The sequence below is a fragment of the Nocardia colli genome (assembly GCF_008704205.1).
GTDB lineage: Bacteria > Actinomycetota > Actinomycetes > Mycobacteriales > Mycobacteriaceae > Nocardia > Nocardia colli.
This window is the reverse complement of the sequence record NZ_VXLC01000038.1, coordinates 1-16,625: the sequence shown is the minus strand read 5'-3', so window position 1 is coordinate 16,625 and position 16,625 is coordinate 1. Positions and strand designations below refer to the sequence as shown.

Below are 16,625 nucleotides of genomic sequence, written 5' to 3'. Positions count from 1 at the left end.
ATCCACCCCTTGAACCCAAGTCGGCCGTTGCCTGCACCAGTTCCCGGTGATCATCTGACCAGCTTTATGGGGTGGGTGGTGGTCAGAGCATGCAGGAGACGCAGCCCTCGACTTCGGTTCCTTCCAGGGCCATTTGGCGCAGGCGGATGTAGTAGAGGGTTTTGATGCCCTTGCGCCAGGCGTAGATCTGGGCGCGGTTGAGGTCGCGGGTGGAGGCGGTGTCCTTGAAGAACAACGTCAGCGACAGGCCCTGGTCTACGTGCTGGGTGGCGGCCGCGTAGGTGTCGATGATCTTTTCGTAGCCGATTTCGTAGGCGTCGTCGTAGTACTCGAGGTTGTCGTTGTCCAGGTAGGGGGCCGGGTAGTAGACGCGGCCGATCTTGCCTTCCTTGCGGATCTCGATCTTCGACGCCACCGGGTGGATGGAGCTGGTGGAGTGGTTGATGTAGGAGATCGAACCGGTCGGCGGGACGGCCTGCAGGTTCTGGTTGTAGATGCCGTGCTCCATGACCGAGGCCTTGAGCTCGCGCCAGTCGTCCTGGGTCGGGATCCGCACCTCGGCGTCGGCGAACAGCTGCGCCACCCGCTCGGTCTTCGGCTCCCACGCCTGCTCGGTGTACTTGTCGAAGTACTCACCGCTGGCGTACTTGGATTCCGGGAAGCCGCCGAAGTAGCTGCCGCGCTCCTTGGCGATCAGGTTCGACGCCCGGATCGCGTGGTAGACCACGGTGTAGAAGTACATGTTGGTGAAGTCGATGCCCTCTTCGGACCCGTAGTGCACCCGCTCGCGGGCCAGGTATCCGTGCAGGTTCATCTGCCCGAGGCCGATCGCGTGCGACTCGTTGTTGCCCTGCTCGATCGAGGGCACCGAGTAGATGTGCGTCTGATCGGAGACCGCGGTGAGCGCCCGGATGGACGTCTCGATGGTCTGCGCGAAGTCCGGTGAGTCCATCGCCTTGGCGATGTTGAGCGAGCCGAGGTTGCACGAGATGTCCTTGCCCACCTTGGCGTAGGACAGGTCGTCGTTGAACACCGACGGCGTCGACACCTGCAGGATCTCCGAGCACAGGTTCGAGTGGGTGATCTTGCCCGCGATCGGGTTGGCCCGGTTCACCGTGTCCTCGAACATGATGTACGGGTAACCGGATTCGAACTGCAGCTCGGCGATGGTCTGGAAGAACTCGCGCGCCTTGATCTTCGACTTGCGGATCCGCTTGTCGTCGACCATCTCGTAGTACTTCTCGGTGACGTCGATGTCGGCGAACGGCTTGCCGTAGATGCGTTCCACGTCGTACGGCGAGAACAGGTACATGTCCTCGTTCTTCTTCGCCAGTTCGAAGGTGATGTCCGGGATCACCACGCCGAGCGAGAGGGTCTTGATCCGGATCTTCTCGTCCGCGTTCTCCCGCTTGGTGTCGAGGAACCGGTAGATGTCCGGGTGGTGCGCGTGCAGGTACACCGCGCCGGCGCCCTGGCGCGCGCCGAGCTGGTTGGCGTAGGAGAACGAGTCCTCCAGCAGCTTCATGATCGGGATGACGCCCGAGCTCTGGTTCTCGATCTGCTTGATCGGCGCGCCGTGCTCGCGAATGTTGCTGAGCAGCAAGGCGACCCCGCCGCCGCGCTTGGACAGCTGCAACGCGGAATTGATGGAGCGCCCGATGGACTCCATGTTGTCCTCGATACGCAGCAGGAAGCAGGACACCGGCTCGCCGCGCTGCTTCTTGCCCGAGTTGAGGAAGGTCGGGGTGGCGGGCTGGAAGCGGCCGTCGATGATCTCGTCGACCAGCTTGCCCGCGAGCACCTCGTCACCGGCGGCGAGGGTGAGCGCGACCATGCACACCCGGTCCTCGAACCGCTCCAGGTAGCGCTTGCCGTCGAAGGTCTTCAGCGTGTACGAGGTGTAGTACTTGAACGCGCCGAGGAAGGTGGGGAACCGGAACTTCTTGGCGTAGGCCTGCTGGAACAGCTGCTTGATGAACGGGCGGCTGTACTGGTCGAGCACCTCGGGCTCGTAGTACTTCTCCTTGACCAGATAGTCCAGCTTCTCGTCCAGGTTGTGGAAGAAGACGGTGTTCTGGTTGACGTGCTGGAGGAAGTACTGGTGCGCCGCCTCACGGTCCTTGTCGAACTGGATCTCGCCGTTCGGGCCGTACAGGTTCAGCATCGCGTTGAGGGCGTGGTAGTCCATGACCTCGCCGGCCTCCGCACCGCGGCCCGATGACTGCTCTAAGCGAGCCGTTTTTCCGGCCGGTGCTGTCGTTGTTGTTGCCAAAACAATCCCAATCCCTCTCGGACGCGCTCGACGTCCTCGGCGGTTCCCATGAGTTCGAAGCGATACAGGTACGGCACCCCGCATTTACGCGAGATCACGTCTCCCGCATAGCAGTAGGTATCGCCGAAGTTCGTGTTTCCCGCCGCGACCACCCCGCGCAGCAGAGCGCGGTTGTGCGGATCGTTGAGGAACTTGGCGACCTGCCGCGGCACGAAATCCTTGTCGGATCTGTTCCCACCCAGGACGTGCCGACCGCCCCCATAGGTGGGGACGATCAGCACGAAGGGTTCGTCGACGCGCAGCGAATCGGCGGTGTGCAGTGGAATGCGAGTTGCCGGGAGACCCAGCTTCTCGACGAAGCGATGCGTGTTCTCCGAGGCGCTGGAGAAGTAGACGAGCGCGGCCGACTCGGACACGGTCACCCTCTCCTCTCGGAGGAACGGAAAAGCGGAAGCGGTCAGGCCGCCACGGTGGCGAGCGACTTGATCCGGTCGGGACGGAAGCCGGACCAGTGGTCCTCACCGGCCACCACGACCGGCGCCTGCAGGTAACCGAGCGCCATGACGTAGTCACGCGCCTCGTCGTTCTCGGAGATGTCGATCACCTCGTAGTCCACCCCGACCTTGTCGAGGGCCTTGTAGGTGGCATTGCACTGGACGCAAGCGGGCTTGGTGTACACGGTGACGGTCATTGGTATCCCTCTTCTCCTTGTGCCTGATCCACAGCCTGTGATCCGTATGCCGATCGTTCGAGCGACCTAGCGATGCACGTTCCGACCTTGCTGCGCAAACTCCTGGATCTGGACTCGAATCCCCTGCTCAGCCCTTGCGAGCTGGTTTTCGCAGAGCGGGGTGCCTTGCCGTCTTCCAGTACCGAAGACACTACACCTAGTGGCCGACAGATTCATCCAACACGACATGTTGCGAGTCACAAAGATGAAATTTGCACGCGGTAAGTACCTGGACGCTCGATTCGCAACCCGACACGACCGTGGTGCAGATCACAATTTCGTACCGTAGCTGATTTCCAGCAAACCCTCCGGTCAGACGAAGAGGGCCACTCCACCGCGTGGAGATGACCCTCGAACAGACCGGAGCGGAAGCTTACACGGCGGCGAATTCACCCCGAGTGGCCTGGACCAGCTCGTGCACGGTGGCCGCGAGCTCGGTGAGCGCTTCGGCATCCTCGCGCGGGTGTGTCGCGCCGAACCGCTCGCCGATCGTGGCGAAGTGCAGGTGTGCCGATTCCACCACCCGTGCGCCGGCCACGCCGAGCGCCTTGACCGCGTCGCCATGCGCCCACTGGGCGGCACGCGGGCTGATCGACGCGCTGACCACCGCGGTAGGCCGGTCCTTGAGGGCGCCGGTGCCGTACGGACGGGAGGCCCAGTCGATGGCGTTCTTCAACACGCCCGGCAGGGTGCCGTTGTACTCCGGGGTCACGACGAGCAGGCCGTCGGACGCGGCGACCGCGTCGCGCAGCGCCTGCGCCGCGGCGGGCACGGCGCCCTCGACGTCGAGGTCTTCGTTGTAGAACGGGATGTCGGCGAGACCTTCGTAGAGGGTGATCTCGACACCCTCCGGAGCCGTCTGTACGGCAGTCTCGGCAAGCTGCCGGTTGATCGAAGCCGCACGAAGGCTTCCGACGAGAGCGAGGATGCGGGTCTGGCTCATGGCTTCGCCTCGCTGGCGCTCGGCTCCGCCATAAGCCAAAGGCGCTGTATCAATGATGTGCTCGCTGCGCTCGCTCATTGCGACTCCTGGTGTACTGAGTGTGTGATGTCCGAACTTTCACTGGTGACTAACCGGACCACGGTCCGATTACTTCCCGCGGAGATTGTGTGCCTGCTGTGAGCTACCCCACATCGGATCTCCCGCTGCCCGGGCAGCGCCCGCTGCTCGGCATCGGCGCGCCCCTGCCCGGCACGTCCGAACCCACCGAACGCGCCGACGCCGCGCGCAACCGGCAGTTGCTGCTGGACGCCGCGCAACAGCTGGTGCGCGAGCAGGGCGTCGACGGCCTCACCATGGACGCGCTGGCCAAGCGGGCCGGGGTCGGCAAGGGCACGGTCTTCCGCCGGTTCGGCAGCCGGTCGGGGTTGCTGATGGCGCTGCTCGATCACTCCGAGCGCAAGGCGCAGGAGGCGTTCATGTTCGGGCCGCCGCCGCTGGGCCCCGGCGCGACGCCGGTGGAACGACTGGTCGCGTTCGGCCGGGCGCGGCTGCTCGACATCGATGTGGAGGGCGAGCTGTATCGCGCCGCGGAGGTCGGCGAGGCGGCCGACCGCTACTCGGGCGCGCCGTACATGTTGCTCAAGGCGCACGTGTCGATGCTGCTGCGCCAGGCGGGCATGCCCGGCGATATCCCGTTGATCGCCGACAGCCTGCTCGGCACGCTCAGCGCCGCGCTGGTCATGCATCAGATGCGCGCGCAGGGATATGACCGCCAACAGATCGGGGACAACTGGGAAGCGGTCGTTCGACGCGTTGTCACGCCGTGAATGGACAGTAAAGTGGGCTGCCATGCGGAACCTGCGCGAACAGATCATCACCGAGTTGGGCGTCCAACCGAGCATCGAGCCGAAGGACGAGGTACGGCGCCGGATCGATTTCCTCAAGGACTATCTGAACGCCACTCCCGCAAAGGGTTTCGTGCTCGGCATCAGCGGCGGCCAGGACAGCTCGCTGACCGGCCGGTTGTGCCAGCTGGCGGTGGAGGAACTACGCGCGGACGGCGTGGACGCGACGTTCGTCGCGGTACGCCTGCCCTACGGCGTGCAATCCGATGAGGCGGACGCGCGGGCCGCGCTGCGCTTCATCCAGCCGGACCAGACGGTGTCGGTGAACGTGCGCCCCAGCGCGAACGCGACCGCGGGCGAGGTGGCCTCCGCGCTGAAGATCGACAAGCTCCGCGATTTCGTCCGCGGCAATATCAAGGCGCGTGAGCGGATGGTGATCCAGTACGCGCTCGCCGGTCAGGAGAACCTGCTCGTCGTCGGCACCGATCACGCCGCCGAGGCGGTCACCGGGTTCTTCACCAAGTACGGCGACGGCGGCGTCGATCTCACCCCGCTGACCGGTCTCACCAAGCATCAGGGGGCGGCGCTGCTGCGGGAATTGGGTGCGCCGGAAAGCATTTGGTCGAAGGTGCCGACCGCCGACCTGGAGGACGACCGCCCCGCGCTGCCCGACGAGGAAGCGCTCGGGCTGACCTACCGCGAAATCGACGACTACCTCGAGGGCAACGAAGTCACCCCCGAGGTCGCCGAGCGCATCGAGTCGATCTACCTGAACACCCGGCACAAGCGGGCGGTTCCGGTCACGCCGCTCGACACCTGGTGGCGCGATTAGCCGGCCGCGACTCCCGGCGGGTCGTCGGCCGCGGCGTAGGTCTGCATCGCATTGGCGATCGCGCCGGTGTTGTCGGTCAACGCCTTGTCACTGATGTTGGTGGTGGTGTCGCAGGACCGGTGGTAGCAGGGGTCGTAGGGGCGGCCGGCCTGGCCACCGAACCACTGCGCTTCCTGGCTGGTCTTGATGCCCTCGGCACCGGTGAACAAGCCACCGACCGCGATCCCGGCCCGCATGAACGCGCCGTAGTCCGAGCGGCCGTCGAGCGCCGCGCGGTTGTGCCGCAGGCCCTTCGAGTCGAAGTAGCGGTTGAAGTCCTGCTCGATCTGCGCGGAACCGGTCGGGCCCTGGCTGCCGTTGTAGATCTTGTAGGCGTAGTTCGGCGAGCCGATCATGTCGAAGTTGAGGTAGAGCTCGAGCTTGTCCCGGTTGGCCGCGGACAGGTTCGCCACGTAGTACTTGGAGCCGACCAGGCCGAGTTCCTCGGCGCCCCACCAGGCGAAGCGGACCTTGTTCTTCGGGGTGGTCGTGGCCATCTGCAAGGCGACCTCGAGCAGACCGGCACTGCCGGAACCGTTGTCGTTGATGCCCGGCCCGGCGCGCACCGAGTCCAGATGTGCCCCGGCCATGACGACCTTGTCCGGGTTGCCCTGCGGGGAATCCGCGATCACGTTGTGCGTGGTGGCGGGGAGGGCCTCGGTGTCGGTCTTGAGCCGGACCACCGTGTCCGCCTTGGCCAGATCCTTGCCGACGGCGAAGCTCGTGGCGACCACCGGCACGGTGATGCCGGTCTCGTCGAGCGGCTCGGCGAAGGCGTCGGTGCGGCCGGGCTGGCCCTCGTTGAAGATGATCACGCCGGATGCGCCTGCGGCCTGGGCGTTTCGGGCCTTGTCCGCCGACGTGCACGTACCGCGTTGCAACAGCGCGATATTGCCGCGAGTGAACTTGGCGAAGTCCGCGGCCTCGCAGCCGGAGGTCGAACCGTTCGCCTCCGAGCGGGGCGACAGGGTGAGGTCGACACCCTGCACCGTCGCCTTCGTCTCGCCCGAACCCGAATAGGTCAGGGTGGCGAAGTCACCGAGCTGACCGCGGTCCGGCGCGGTCGGTTTGTAGGCCGTCCGGGCGGACGAGACCTGCTCCAGGATCGCCGTCGACCGTTCCCGGAAGGACTGAAAAGTGAACGGCTGCAACGTAACCTGGTAGCCCGCGCGGCGTAGTTCGCCGGCTACGTAATCGCGGGAGGCGTCGTAGCCCGCGGTGCCTGCGGCCCGGGTGCGGCCGTTGGCATTGGCGATCGACTGGAACTTCTCCAGATGCTGCTTGACGGCGGGCGCCTTGATCGAGTCGGCCAGGCGCCCTGGCGGCGGACTGGGGTCGGCGTACGCGGATCCCGCGACGGCGAGGGAGAGCGCGAGAGGCAGCGCGGCGGCGGTGGCGATCACGCGACCGGCGGTGGCACTGCGGAAGATTCGGGGCATAGTCAGCTCCTCCAAAGGGACGGATGAATCCCGATGGCTCGGAGGTTAAAGCGGGGTGTCGCCTCGATGAAACCCCAGTTGTAGTGGGGAAATGCGTTGCCGGGGCGGGCAATCCGCCCGCACACTCACCCCGCCGTGACCTCCGCGAGGCGGCGGGACAGGAAGCGGCGGATCTGCTCGTTGGACGCGCGGTCGAGCGCGATGCGGTAGTGCGTAGCCGATTCCGGATAGCGTCCCGCGCGGCGGAGAAGATCGGCGCGGGTCGCGGCGACGAGATGCGAAGCGGCCAGGCGCGGATGGTCGGCGACCTCGTCGAGAGCGGCGAGCCCGCTGTCGAAACCGCGCAAAAACCCCACGGCGATAGCGCGATTCACCAGGATGACCGGCGAGTCGGAGTAGGTGCGCAGCTCGTCGTAGCCGGAAACTATTGCGGCCCAGTCTGTTTGCTCCCACGTGGGAGCGATGGCGTGGGCGCCGGCGATCCGCGCCTGGGCGAGATATGGGCCCCGGCCCTGCGCGGCGGCGGAGATCAGGCAGCGCAGTCCCGATTCGATCTGCGCCCGATTCCACGCGCTGCGATCCTGCTCCTCGATCGGCACCAATTCGTCTTCCGCACTTCGCCGTTGGGCGCGCCGGCTGTCGTTGAGCAGCATCAGCGCCAGCAGCGACCGCGCCTCCGGTTCGTCGGGCAGCAGCGCGCACAGCAGCTTGCCGAGCCGAATTGCCTCGTCGCACAGCTCATCCCGGACCGCGGCCGGGCCCGACGTCGCGAAGTAGCCTTCGGTGAAGACCAGATAGATGCACGCCAGTACCGCGGGCAGTCGCTCCGGCAACAGCGGCGCAGGCGGCACCCGCAGCGGGATACCGGCCTGGCGGATCTTCGCCTTCGCCCGGGTAAGCCGTTGGGCCACTGTGTGTTCCGGTTGCAGGAAGGCCCTGGCGATCTCCGCGGTCCGCAGCCCGCACACCAGCCGAAGCGTCAGTGCCACCTGGGATTCCGGCGACAACGCCGGATGACAGCAGGTGAAGATCATCCGCAGTTGGTCATCGGCTACCGGCGACATGTCGATCTCCTCGCTCGGCCCGGTCAGCAGGACCGCGTCCTGCTCCTTACCGCTCCTGGCCGACTCGCGCCGCAGCCGGTCCAGCGCGCGGTTGCGGGCCGCGGTGGTGATCCAGGCCCCGGGATTGGCCGGCGCCCCGCGTTCCGGCCAGGTGCGCAACGCGTCGGCGAACGCCTCCTGCACCGCGTCCTCGGCCAGCCCGATGTCGCCGACCAGCCGGGCGACCGTGGCCAGGGCCCGGCCGAATTCGGCGCGGTAAACGGCGTCGATGGCCGGGCCCGGCACGGTCAGAAGCCGACGTCGACGATGCGGCGAAGCTCCGAACGGCCCTGCGGACCGCGCGGGATCTGAGCCGCGATCTCGGTCGCCTCGGCCGGGCTCGCCGCGGTGAAAACGTAGAGTCCGTCGACCACCTCGGCGCCCTCGGTGAACGGCCCGTCGGTGAGCAGCAACTGCCCGTCGCGCACCCGGACGGTCGTCGCGGTGTCCGGCGGCTGCAAGGCTCCGCCGCCGCGGATCGCGTCGCCCACCTTTTCCGCGAACTGCCCGTGTTCGAGCGCCATCTTCTCCCAGTCCGGCGTGCCCGGCACGAGCACGTCCGACTGCCGCTCCCACAGCAGCGCGAGCCACCAATCGGCGGCCGGGACGCCGTGCGGCCCCCACATCGCCAGCGGGCGCACCTCGATCGCACCGCGCGCGGCCGCGGGTATCCCGCGCGCAAGCTGGATGGCCTCATCCAGGTCCTGCGCGTCGAATACATAGAACCCAGTGACCACCTCGGCCTGCTCGGTGTACGGCCCGTCGCTGACCAACGTCTGATCCCCGCTGCGCCGGACATTGATCGCCGTGGCCGACGGGAACAACGCCGCACCACCGGCGATCGCCGCGCCCGCCGCCTCCTGGAAGGCCGCGTACTTCGCCACCCCCTCGGTGAACTCCGGCGTCCCGGGCGCGGCCGTCTGCCCGTTTCCCACAATCGTCGCCAAGTAGTGCATGGTCGCCACCTTCCTCGAATGGAAGAGCCCGATACCCTTCCCTACCCAGACGACGAACGCCGCGGGAGTTTCTCTACGCCGCCGCGAATTCTTTTCTACTCCGAGTGGGGCCGCCGATCGTCCCGATTCATCGCGGCCGGGACGATCGGCGGACGAACCTGTGGCGCTGCCCCGGTCAACACCGCCGAGGCAGACCGCTTTCGGCCGACGGAGCGGGGCGAGGCGGAAGTCGCGCCGCGTCAGCCGCCGGCGAAGGGCGGCAGCACGTCCACGCGGGGCGTCAGCGCGGCGTGCGGGTCGCGGGTCAGTTCGTCGCCGACCAGGTAGGCGCAGACCGAGAGCATCTTCGCCAGGCCGGGGCCGTACGCGGCGGACAGGGACGAGCGCAGGTCGGCGACGGTGGCGCCGGCCGGGAGGTCGAGGGTCTCGCGGTCCTTGCCGACGGCGTCGGCGATGGCGGCGAAGTAGCGGATCTCAACCACCGATGGCTCCCATTGTGCGTTCCGGCGGGACGAACCCCTCCACATCGATGCCGTGACCGGCCCATTTGTTCCACATCGCGCCGCGCCACAGGGTGGCCAGCTCGGCGTCGCCGGCGCCGGAGCGCAGCACCTGGCGCAGGTCGTACTCCTGGTCGCTGAACAGGCAGGAGCGCAGCATGCCGTCGGCGGTCAGGCGGGTGCGGTCGCAGGTGTCGCAGAACTTGCGGGTGACCGACGCGATGATGCCGACGGTCGCGGGTCCGCCGCCGACCAGCCAGGTTTCGGCCGGGGCCGCGGGATCGTCGCGACCGGCCGCGGTGAGCTCGAACCGGGTGCCGAGCACGTCGAGGAGCTCGGCGGCGGTGACCATGTTGGTGCGGGCCCATTCGTGGTCGGCGTCGAGCGGCATCTCCTCGATGAACCGCAGTTCGCAGTCCTCGTCGAGGCACCATTGGAGCAGATCCGCTGCGCCGGAAAGGGTTTCACGCATGAGCACGGCGTTCACCTTGACCGGCGCGAGCCCGGCGTCGCGGGCGGCCCGGATGCCGGCCAGCGCCGAGTCGAGCCGATCGCGGCGAGTCAGCTTGGCGAAACCCGCCCGGTCGACGGTGTCCAGCGAGACGTTCACCCGGTGCAGTCCGGCGGCGGCGAGCCCGCGGGCGCGGTGCTCGAGTCCGACGCCATTGGTGGTCATCGCCAGCGGCGTATTCGGTACCTGTTCGTGACAACCGGCGATGATCCGCTCGAGATCGCGGCGCATCAACGGCTCACCGCCGGTGAACCGGACCTCCTCGATGCCGAGCTCGCGCACCGCCATGCCGACCAGGCGGACGATCTCCTCGACGGTCAGCAGCTCGTGCTGCGGAATCGCGGGCAGACCCTCCTCGGGCATGCAATACGTGCAGCGCAGCGAGCACTTCTCGGTGATGGAGACGCGCAGATCGCGGGCCACCCGCCCGAATCGGTCCAGCAGGAACGGCGTATCGGGGCGGCCGTCGAGCGAGGGACGCCCGGAACGCACGGCAGGTATCCCCATCTCGACCAGAGTCACCTGTCCATTATGACCTCCGCCCGTCGTTGGTCAGTCGCGGAAGGTACGGAATAGCGCACCGCGCGCGCCGTGAGATTGTGAGGTTCACACAAGCCGGACGGACGATTGACCTCGATCAGCTGCGGTTAGGCTGGCTGCCATGAACCCTCGGCCCGCCAGCGTCTCGGCCCGGCCCGTCGACGACTACCGAGACAGCATCGAACAGCTGCTGCGCCCGCTCGCCGCGCGCCCGCTCGAACACGTCTCGGTGCCCGAGGCCCTCGGCCGGCAGCTCGCCGAGGACCTGCGCTCCCCGGTCGATCTGCCGGTGTTCCGCAATTCGGCGATGGACGGTTACGCGGTGCGGGCCGCGTCGGTGGTGGTCGCGCCGGTGACGCTGCGGGTGGCCGGGGTCGTCGCGGCGGGCAATGCCGGGCAGACGCCGCTGCCGCCCGGCGCCGCGATCAAGGTGATGACCGGCGCGCCGATCCCGCCCGGCGCGGACTGCGTGGTTCCGGTGGAGGACGTGCGCGCCGGCGACGGCACCGTCACCATCGAACGTGGCCGCAGCGCAGGCGAATTCGTGCGTGAGGCGGGCACCGACGTGCGGACCGGCGACCTGCTCGTGCCCGCGGGCACCACGCTGGAACCGCGGCACATCGCGGCGCTCGCCGCGGTCGGTTTGCCGAGTGTGCCGGTGTTCCACCAGGTCCGGGCGGCGGTGATCACCACCGGCGACGAACTGGTCCCGGCGGGCAGCACGCTGCGACCCGGCCAGATCTACAACTCCAACGGCATCGCGCTGGCCGCCGCGCTCGCCGCGAACGGGGTCGGCGTCGTCTCGGTCGCGCACAGCACCGACGATCCGGCCGAGTTCCGCGAGCTGCTGGCCGAGGCGACCGGATCCGCCGATGTCGTGTTCACCTCCGGCGGGGTGTCCAAAGGCGACTTCGAGGTGGTCAAGGACGTGCTCGGGCCGCTCGGCGGGGTGTTCGGGTCGGTCGCGATGCAGCCGGGCGGACCGCAGGGGCTGACCGTCGTCGACGGGGTTCCAGTGCTCAGCTTCCCGGGTAATCCGGTCAGCACGATGGTGTCGTTCGAGGTGTTCGCGCGGCCGATGCTGCGCGCGCTGGCCGGGCTCCCGCATGTCGACAGCTACGAACTGCCGCTGCGCAACGAGGTGGCCCGCTCGCCGCACGGCAAGCGGCAGTTCCTGCGCGGCAAGCTGATTCGCGCGACACACGGCGATCGGCCTGCGCTGCACCGGCATCCGGAGGCGGTGGAGGTGGTGTCCGGGCCCGGATCGCATCTGGTCGCCGGGATGGCCTGGGCGGACGTGCTGATCGACATTCCGGCCGAGGTCACCTCGCTGCCCGCCGGCGCGGTCGTGCGAGTGTGGTCGCTGTGATCCGTTCCTTCCCAGGAGTATTCGATGAGTGAGTTGTCCCATGTGGACGGCGAGGGCCGCGCCCGCATGGTCGATGTCAGCGCCAAGTCCGACACCACCCGGATCGCGGTGGCGGCGGGTGAGCTGCTGACCACCACCGAGGTGGTCGCGCTGGTGCGGGCCGACGACATGCCCAAGGCCGACGTGCTGTCCACCGCGCGGATCGCGGGCATCGCCGGGGCGAAGAAGACCTCGGAGCTGATCCCGCTGTGCCATCAGCTCGCCTTGTCTTCGGTGAAGGTCGAATTCGGGTTCACCGCCGACACCGTCACCATCGAGGCGACCGCGAAGACCAAGGGGCCCACCGGGGTCGAGATGGAAGCGCTGACCGCGGTGGCGGTCGCGGGGTTGACGTTGCACGACATGGTGAAGGCGGTCGATCCGGCGGCGACGCTCAACGGGGTGCGGCTGATCACCAAAGAAGGTGGGAAGCACGGGCATTGGGTGCGGCCGGAGGCTGCGGACGGCAACGAGTCCACCGCCGTTGATGCCGGCGCACACCACAAAGCGGCCCACGGGCACCACCATGCGAGCGCCGCAACCGAACCCACCGCCGGAACACACTCGGCGCCAAGCGAACCCGCGGCCGAGGCGGAGCACGCACCGCAGGAACACCTTCCCGGCGCGACCGCCGTCGTCCTCGTCGCCTCCACCGGCGCCGCCGCAGGCACCCGGATCGACACCACCGGCCCGGTCCTCACCGAATGGCTTGCCGGACTAGGCTTTTCGGTGCGCGGCCCGCTGGTCTACGCGGACGCCGACATCACCGTCGGCCTGGCCGACGCGTTGCGCCTGGAGCCGTCGCTGGTGATCAGCACCGGCGGCACCGGCGCCTCCCCCACCGACGCCACCCCGGAGGCCACCCTCGCTGTGCTGACCCGGGAGCTGCCCGGCGTCGCCGAGGCCATCCGCCAGCGCGGCACGGCAAAGTTCCCGCTAGCCGCCCTGAGTCGCGGGGTGGCCGGGCTGGCCGGCCGGTCGGTGATCGTGAACCTGCCCGGCTCCCCCGGCGGGGTCAAGGACGGCATCGCGGTGCTCGAACCGCTGCTCGACCATCTGCTCGCCCAAGTTGCCGGAGGCGGAAACCATGACCACCACTGAACCCACCGTCCGGCTGGCCCGGGTCAGCGACCAGCCGCTCGACGCCGCCGCGGTCGAGGCCGCGGTGACCGGGCCGCACTACGGGGCCGTCGTCGTGTTCACCGGCAAGGTCCGCGACCACGACGGCGGGCAGGCCGTGTCCGCGCTGGAGTACTCGGCGCATCCGGAGGCCGAGCGTTTCCTGCGCAAGGTCTGCGCCGAACTGGCCGAATCGGCCGGCCTGCCGGTCGCCGCCGTGCACCGGATCGGCGAGTTGACCATCGGCGACGACGCGATCGTCGTCGCGGTCGCCGCCGCGCACCGGGCCGAGGCGTTCACCGCCTGCGCCGAGCTGGTGGACCGGATCAAGCACGAGGTGCCGATCTGGAAGCGACAGCTGTTCGCCGACGGCCTGTCCGAATGGGTCAATGCCTGCGGTTAACCGAAGCGTGACAAGAACCCCATGACGAATCAACACGCCGGCGTTAGCGTGTGCGCACACGCAGTTCGCCGGAGGCGCGGGAGGACGCGATGGGTACCGATCAGGTTTTGCTGCACCGGTTCGTCATCTCTCAGCTCAGCGCGGCCGGTCTCGATCGCGATCGGCTGATCCGCGAGACCGGGCTGCCCGAGTGGACGATGGCCGGCGACGACGTGCACCTGCCGAGCCACACCTTCTCCCGGCTGTGGGAACTCGGCGAGCACGGGCTCGGCGACCCGGACGTCGCACTGAACGTGGCCCGGCGCTACCAGCTCCCCACCCTGGGGCTCTACGACTATCTGTTCTCCACCGCGCCCACCCTCGGCGCGGGCCTGGCGACCTGCGGGCCGTACGTCACCGCGGTCACCACCAATCATCGCTTCGACCTGGTCGCCGAGCGCGACGGCGAGGTGACGCTGTACCTCGACATGATCCGCGGCGAGGGCCGCGGCCGCGACCTCACCCAGCTGTGGGGTCTGGCCGCCGTACTCAGCCGGGCCCGGCGGGTGGTGCGCGAGCCGGTGATTCCGCTGCGGATCTCGCTGCGCCAGTCCGCGCCGGTCAAGGTGGAGACGTTCGTCGAGGTGTTCGGCACCGCGGCGATCGAATTCGACGCACCGGCGGACGCGATGGTGTTTCGCGCCGGCGACATGGATCTGCCGTTGACCACCAGCGATCCGGTGCTGGCCGCGATCTTGCAGCCGCTTGCCGAGGCGTTGCCGCCCCCGCCGTCGCTGGCCACGGCGTGGCCGGAACGGGTCGCGGCGGCGCTGGCCGAGGCGATGAAGACCGGTGACGTCTCGCTGGATCAGGTGGCGCGCAGGCTGGCCACCAGTCCGCGCACGCTGCAACGCCGGTTGATGGAGGCGGGCACCACCTGGCGGCGGGAATTGGATCGGGCGCGCACGGCCCGGCTGACCGAGGCCAGCTCCGGCGGTCCGCTCAGCCGCTCACGGCAGGCCGAGCTGCTCGGCTACTCCGACGCGGGCTCGATGCGCCGCGCCGCCCGGCGCTGGACGGTCGCGCCCCGCGGCCAGCAAACCGCTCGCTTCGACTGACGCCTCACTGTTTGAGGAAACGCGCCACGATCCCCCAGAACGTGGCGTCCTCGATCGCGCGGAAATCCCAGCCATTGGCGATGGCATGCGACTCCGCCACGATGCCGGGCACGTCGAAGTCGTAGCGCGTGGCGGTGCCCTTGGCCTCCAGCACTTCGATCACGTACTCGGTGGCGCTCTCCAGCGAATCTGACATGGAAAACTCCCATCGGTCGCAGAACGAATCTTCTCGATCTTGAATCGGTGCGCCGACCCGACACCACGCGCGACCTGTTCGCAGCATTGCGCACGTGCCGACGCGGCGGGCACCAGGACAGTCTCATGTCCGCCCGTCGCCGCCGCTAGCACCGAACGCGCCAGTTTTGGGCCGAACGCGCCACATTGGTTGCTCGGGGAGCGAAGCCGGCGGGATCGGTGAGTTCAGTGCGGCGTGTAGCGCCACACGCCGAGCATGGATTGCGGGTCGAGCGGGTCCGCGTCGAGGTGCACGGTGTCCTGCAACCGTTTCGTCGCCACCTCGGCGTCCATGCCCGCGCCGATCAGCACCAGCTGGGTGGTGCGGGATTCGCCGCGCGCCCAGTTCGCCGGCTCGAACACCAGGTGACGGCCGACCAGGTGCAGCACGAACTTGCGGCGCTCGTCCGCGACCGCGAAGGCCGCGAAACCCTTGGCGCGGAACAGACCCGGCGGCGGGTCCTCCAGGAAACCGATCAGCCCGCGCGGGTCCAGCGGCTCGGCACTGGTGAACGAGACGCTGAGGTAGTCGTCGTGCAGGTGACGGTGCTCGGTGTGGTCGTGATCGTGGTGGTCGAGCAGCTCGTCGAAGCTCAATTGCTCGGCGACCCGCGGGGTTTCGTGCAGCGGCTCGTCGAACAGCAGGCCGGGCTCGAGCCGGCCGTGCGTGGTCGCGTACACCGGCACCTGCCCGATCAGCTCCGCGATGTCGCGCCGCAGGGCGCTGAGCTGCGCGTCCGGCACCCGGTCGGCCTTGTTGACCACGACCAGATCGGCCAGCCGCAGATGCGTGGTCAGCTCGGGATGGCGCGCGCTGCTCGCCGGGAACTGCTCGGCGTCGACCACCTCGACCAGGCCGCCGTAGCGGATGCGCGGGTTGTCGCTGCCGACCACCATCCGGATCAGGTTGCGCGGCTCGGCCAGGCCGCTCGCCTCGACCACGATCACGTCGATCTTGGCCCGCGGCTGCGCGAGCCGGGTGAACAGGTCGTCCAGCTCGCTGACGTCCACGGCGCAGCAGACACAGCCGTTGCCGAGCGAGACCATCGCGTCGACCTGCCCGGCGACCAGCATCGAGTCGATATTGATCGCGCCGAAGTCGTTGACCACCACGCCGATCCGGGTGCCCCGGCTGTTGCGCAACAGGTGGTTGAGCAGCGTTGTTTTCCCGGAACCGAGAAACCCCGCGACGATCACAACAGGAATCCGGTCAGCCACGCCGACCACCATACTGGGCCGCGCAAGGGCCCGGGAAACGCCGAACGTCACCCTCGCCGAGGGTGACGTTCGGGCGTGCGACGGCGCCTACTTGGCCGGGGCGATGAACTTGGCCGCCAACGCGTAGGCGAGATTGATCAGCTCGGCGGTGACCATGTTGTTGTCCACGCCGAGGGACTTCGCCAGCGGCATCAGCAGGGTCAGGACCATATCCATGATCTCGCGGACGGACTGCATGTCACTCGACTCGCCCGGCACCGTCTTGCTGCCCGGCAGACTCTGCTGCGCACCGGGTGACTGCTGGGTGCCCGGCCAGGCCGGGGCGTCCGGGGCAGTCTGCCCCTGCTGGGTGAAGGGTGAGGACTGGCCCTGCGGCGCGGTTTGCCCTTGCTGAGCTTGACCTTGAGGGGTGTTCAGCGCCTGCGGTGCGGTCGCG

At 68.3% G+C, this 16,625-nt stretch carries 17 protein-coding genes and 1 pseudogene; 6 read left to right on the top strand and 12 right to left on the bottom strand.

Translation table 11 applies throughout. The annotated features are described in order from the left end of the window. Positions 1–82: 82 nt before the first annotated feature. The 4 genes from nrdE to F3087_RS42775 form a co-directional block, all read right to left on the bottom strand. The gene (gene nrdE / locus F3087_RS42790; RefSeq protein WP_150407920.1) at positions 83–2,188 is read right to left on the bottom strand and encodes a class 1b ribonucleoside-diphosphate reductase subunit alpha; all 2,106 of its coding nucleotides are present in this window, start codon (positions 2,186–2,188) and stop codon (positions 83–85) included. 38 nt (positions 2,189–2,226) lie between these two features. Continuing rightward, the gene (gene nrdI, locus F3087_RS42785) at positions 2,227–2,688 is read right to left on the bottom strand and encodes a class Ib ribonucleoside-diphosphate reductase assembly flavoprotein NrdI (protein ID WP_150407925.1); all 462 of its coding nucleotides are present in this window, start codon (positions 2,686–2,688) and stop codon (positions 2,227–2,229) included. Between the two features lie 41 nt (positions 2,689–2,729). Then, on the bottom strand, positions 2,730–2,963 hold the full coding sequence (nrdH, locus tag F3087_RS42780; protein ID WP_150407919.1) for a glutaredoxin-like protein NrdH: 234 nt from the start codon (positions 2,961–2,963) through the stop codon (positions 2,730–2,732). A gap of 412 nt (positions 2,964–3,375) precedes the next feature. Beyond that, positions 3,376–3,945: an NAD(P)H-dependent oxidoreductase gene (locus F3087_RS42775; RefSeq protein WP_150407924.1), complete on the bottom strand. Its 570-nt coding sequence runs from the start codon at positions 3,943–3,945 to the stop codon at positions 3,376–3,378. A 203-nt stretch (positions 3,946–4,148) separates the two neighbouring features. On the opposite strand from F3087_RS42775, the gene F3087_RS42770 reads away from it, so the two are divergent. Beyond that, entirely contained in the window at positions 4,149–4,772 is a 624-nt protein-coding gene (locus F3087_RS42770; protein WP_150407923.1) for a TetR/AcrR family transcriptional regulator, read from the top strand. A 22-nt stretch (positions 4,773–4,794) separates the two neighbouring features. Continuing rightward, the gene (gene nadE / locus F3087_RS42765; protein ID WP_150407918.1) at positions 4,795–5,622 is read left to right on the top strand and encodes an ammonia-dependent NAD(+) synthetase; all 828 of its coding nucleotides are present in this window, start codon (positions 4,795–4,797) and stop codon (positions 5,620–5,622) included. Here nadE and F3087_RS42760 read toward each other — a convergent pair. From F3087_RS42760 to moaA, 5 genes are all read right to left on the bottom strand, one after another. Next, a complete protein-coding gene (locus F3087_RS42760; RefSeq protein WP_150407917.1) occupies positions 5,619–7,100 on the bottom strand; it encodes a M28 family metallopeptidase in 1,482 nt (493 codons plus the stop codon). The two genes, nadE and F3087_RS42760, sit on opposite strands and share 4 nt — an antisense overlap. A 125-nt stretch (positions 7,101–7,225) precedes the next feature. Further along, positions 7,226–8,449, bottom strand: a complete 1,224-nt coding sequence (locus F3087_RS42755; RefSeq protein ID WP_150407916.1) for an RNA polymerase sigma factor — start codon at positions 8,447–8,449, stop codon at positions 7,226–7,228. Positions 8,450–8,451: 2 nt separating this feature from the next. Beyond that, positions 8,452–9,159, bottom strand: coding sequence for a YciI family protein (locus F3087_RS42750; RefSeq protein ID WP_150407915.1), 708 nt, complete (start codon positions 9,157–9,159; stop codon positions 8,452–8,454). Between the two features lie 239 nt (positions 9,160–9,398). Further along, positions 9,399–9,641 (bottom strand): MoaD/ThiS family protein, encoded by a 243-nt coding sequence (locus F3087_RS42745; protein WP_150407914.1) that lies wholly within the window; start codon positions 9,639–9,641, stop codon positions 9,399–9,401. Beyond that, a complete protein-coding gene (moaA, locus tag F3087_RS42740; RefSeq protein WP_223885784.1) occupies positions 9,634–10,692 on the bottom strand; it encodes a GTP 3',8-cyclase MoaA in 1,059 nt (352 codons plus the stop codon). The genes F3087_RS42745 and moaA overlap by 8 nt, the downstream gene beginning before the upstream one ends. Before the next feature lie 139 nt (positions 10,693–10,831). Here moaA and F3087_RS42735 point away from each other — a divergent pair, with 139 nt between their 5' ends. From F3087_RS42735 to F3087_RS42720, 4 genes are all read left to right on the top strand, one after another. Next, a complete protein-coding gene (locus F3087_RS42735; RefSeq protein WP_150407913.1) occupies positions 10,832–12,079 on the top strand; it encodes a molybdopterin molybdotransferase MoeA in 1,248 nt (415 codons plus the stop codon). 24 nt (positions 12,080–12,103) lie between these two features. After that, positions 12,104–13,219: a bifunctional molybdenum cofactor biosynthesis protein MoaC/MoaB gene (moaCB, locus tag F3087_RS42730; protein ID WP_150407912.1), complete on the top strand. Its 1,116-nt coding sequence runs from the start codon at positions 12,104–12,106 to the stop codon at positions 13,217–13,219. Further along, positions 13,206–13,640 (top strand): molybdenum cofactor biosynthesis protein MoaE, encoded by a 435-nt coding sequence (locus tag F3087_RS42725; protein WP_150407911.1) that lies wholly within the window; start codon positions 13,206–13,208, stop codon positions 13,638–13,640. Before moaCB ends, F3087_RS42725 begins: the two co-directional genes overlap by 14 nt. Before the next feature lie 89 nt (positions 13,641–13,729). Further along, positions 13,730–14,737, top strand: coding sequence for an AraC family transcriptional regulator (locus F3087_RS42720; RefSeq protein ID WP_150407910.1), 1,008 nt, complete (start codon positions 13,730–13,732; stop codon positions 14,735–14,737). A 4-nt stretch (positions 14,738–14,741) separates the two neighbouring features. Here the strand turns inward: F3087_RS42720 and F3087_RS42715 are convergent, their stop codons facing one another. The 3 genes and pseudogenes from F3087_RS42715 to F3087_RS42705 form a co-directional block, all read right to left on the bottom strand. Continuing rightward, positions 14,742–14,933 (bottom strand): hypothetical protein, encoded by a 192-nt coding sequence (locus F3087_RS42715; RefSeq protein WP_150407909.1) that lies wholly within the window; start codon positions 14,931–14,933, stop codon positions 14,742–14,744. A gap of 224 nt (positions 14,934–15,157) precedes the next feature. Next, positions 15,158–16,201 carry a CobW family GTP-binding protein gene (locus F3087_RS42710; protein ID WP_150407921.1) on the bottom strand — a complete coding sequence of 348 codons (1,044 nt, stop codon included), beginning with the start codon at positions 16,199–16,201 and terminating at the stop codon, positions 15,158–15,160. A gap of 75 nt (positions 16,202–16,276) precedes the next feature. Further along, positions 16,277–16,625, bottom strand: a pseudogene (locus F3087_RS42705) (N-acetylmuramoyl-L-alanine amidase); the annotation flags it as partial.

Bases quoted from the DNA above. Each gene is read 5' to 3' on its own strand.
- nrdE (WP_150407920.1), bottom strand. From the start codon at position 2,188: ATGGACTACCACGCCCTCAACGCGATGCTGAACCTGTACGGCCCGAAC.
- nrdH (WP_150407919.1), bottom strand. From the start codon at position 2,963: ATGACCGTCACCGTGTACACCAAGCCCGCTTGCGTCCAGTGCAATGCC.
- F3087_RS42775 (WP_150407924.1), bottom strand. From the start codon at position 3,945: ATGAGCCAGACCCGCATCCTCGCTCTCGTCGGAAGCCTTCGTGCGGCT.
- nadE (WP_150407918.1), top strand. From the start codon at position 4,795: ATGCGGAACCTGCGCGAACAGATCATCACCGAGTTGGGCGTCCAACCG.
- F3087_RS42760 (WP_150407917.1), bottom strand. From the start codon at position 7,100: ATGCCCCGAATCTTCCGCAGTGCCACCGCCGGTCGCGTGATCGCCACC.
- F3087_RS42750 (WP_150407915.1), bottom strand. From the start codon at position 9,159: ATGCACTACTTGGCGACGATTGTGGGAAACGGGCAGACGGCCGCGCCC.
- F3087_RS42735 (WP_150407913.1), top strand. From the start codon at position 10,832: ATGAACCCTCGGCCCGCCAGCGTCTCGGCCCGGCCCGTCGACGACTAC.
- moaCB (WP_150407912.1), top strand. From the start codon at position 12,104: ATGAGTGAGTTGTCCCATGTGGACGGCGAGGGCCGCGCCCGCATGGTC.
- F3087_RS42725 (WP_150407911.1), top strand. From the start codon at position 13,206: ATGACCACCACTGAACCCACCGTCCGGCTGGCCCGGGTCAGCGACCAG.
- F3087_RS42720 (WP_150407910.1), top strand. From the start codon at position 13,730: ATGGGTACCGATCAGGTTTTGCTGCACCGGTTCGTCATCTCTCAGCTC.
- F3087_RS42715 (WP_150407909.1), bottom strand. From the start codon at position 14,933: ATGTCAGATTCGCTGGAGAGCGCCACCGAGTACGTGATCGAAGTGCTG.
- F3087_RS42710 (WP_150407921.1), bottom strand. From the start codon at position 16,201: ATGGTGGTCGGCGTGGCTGACCGGATTCCTGTTGTGATCGTCGCGGGG.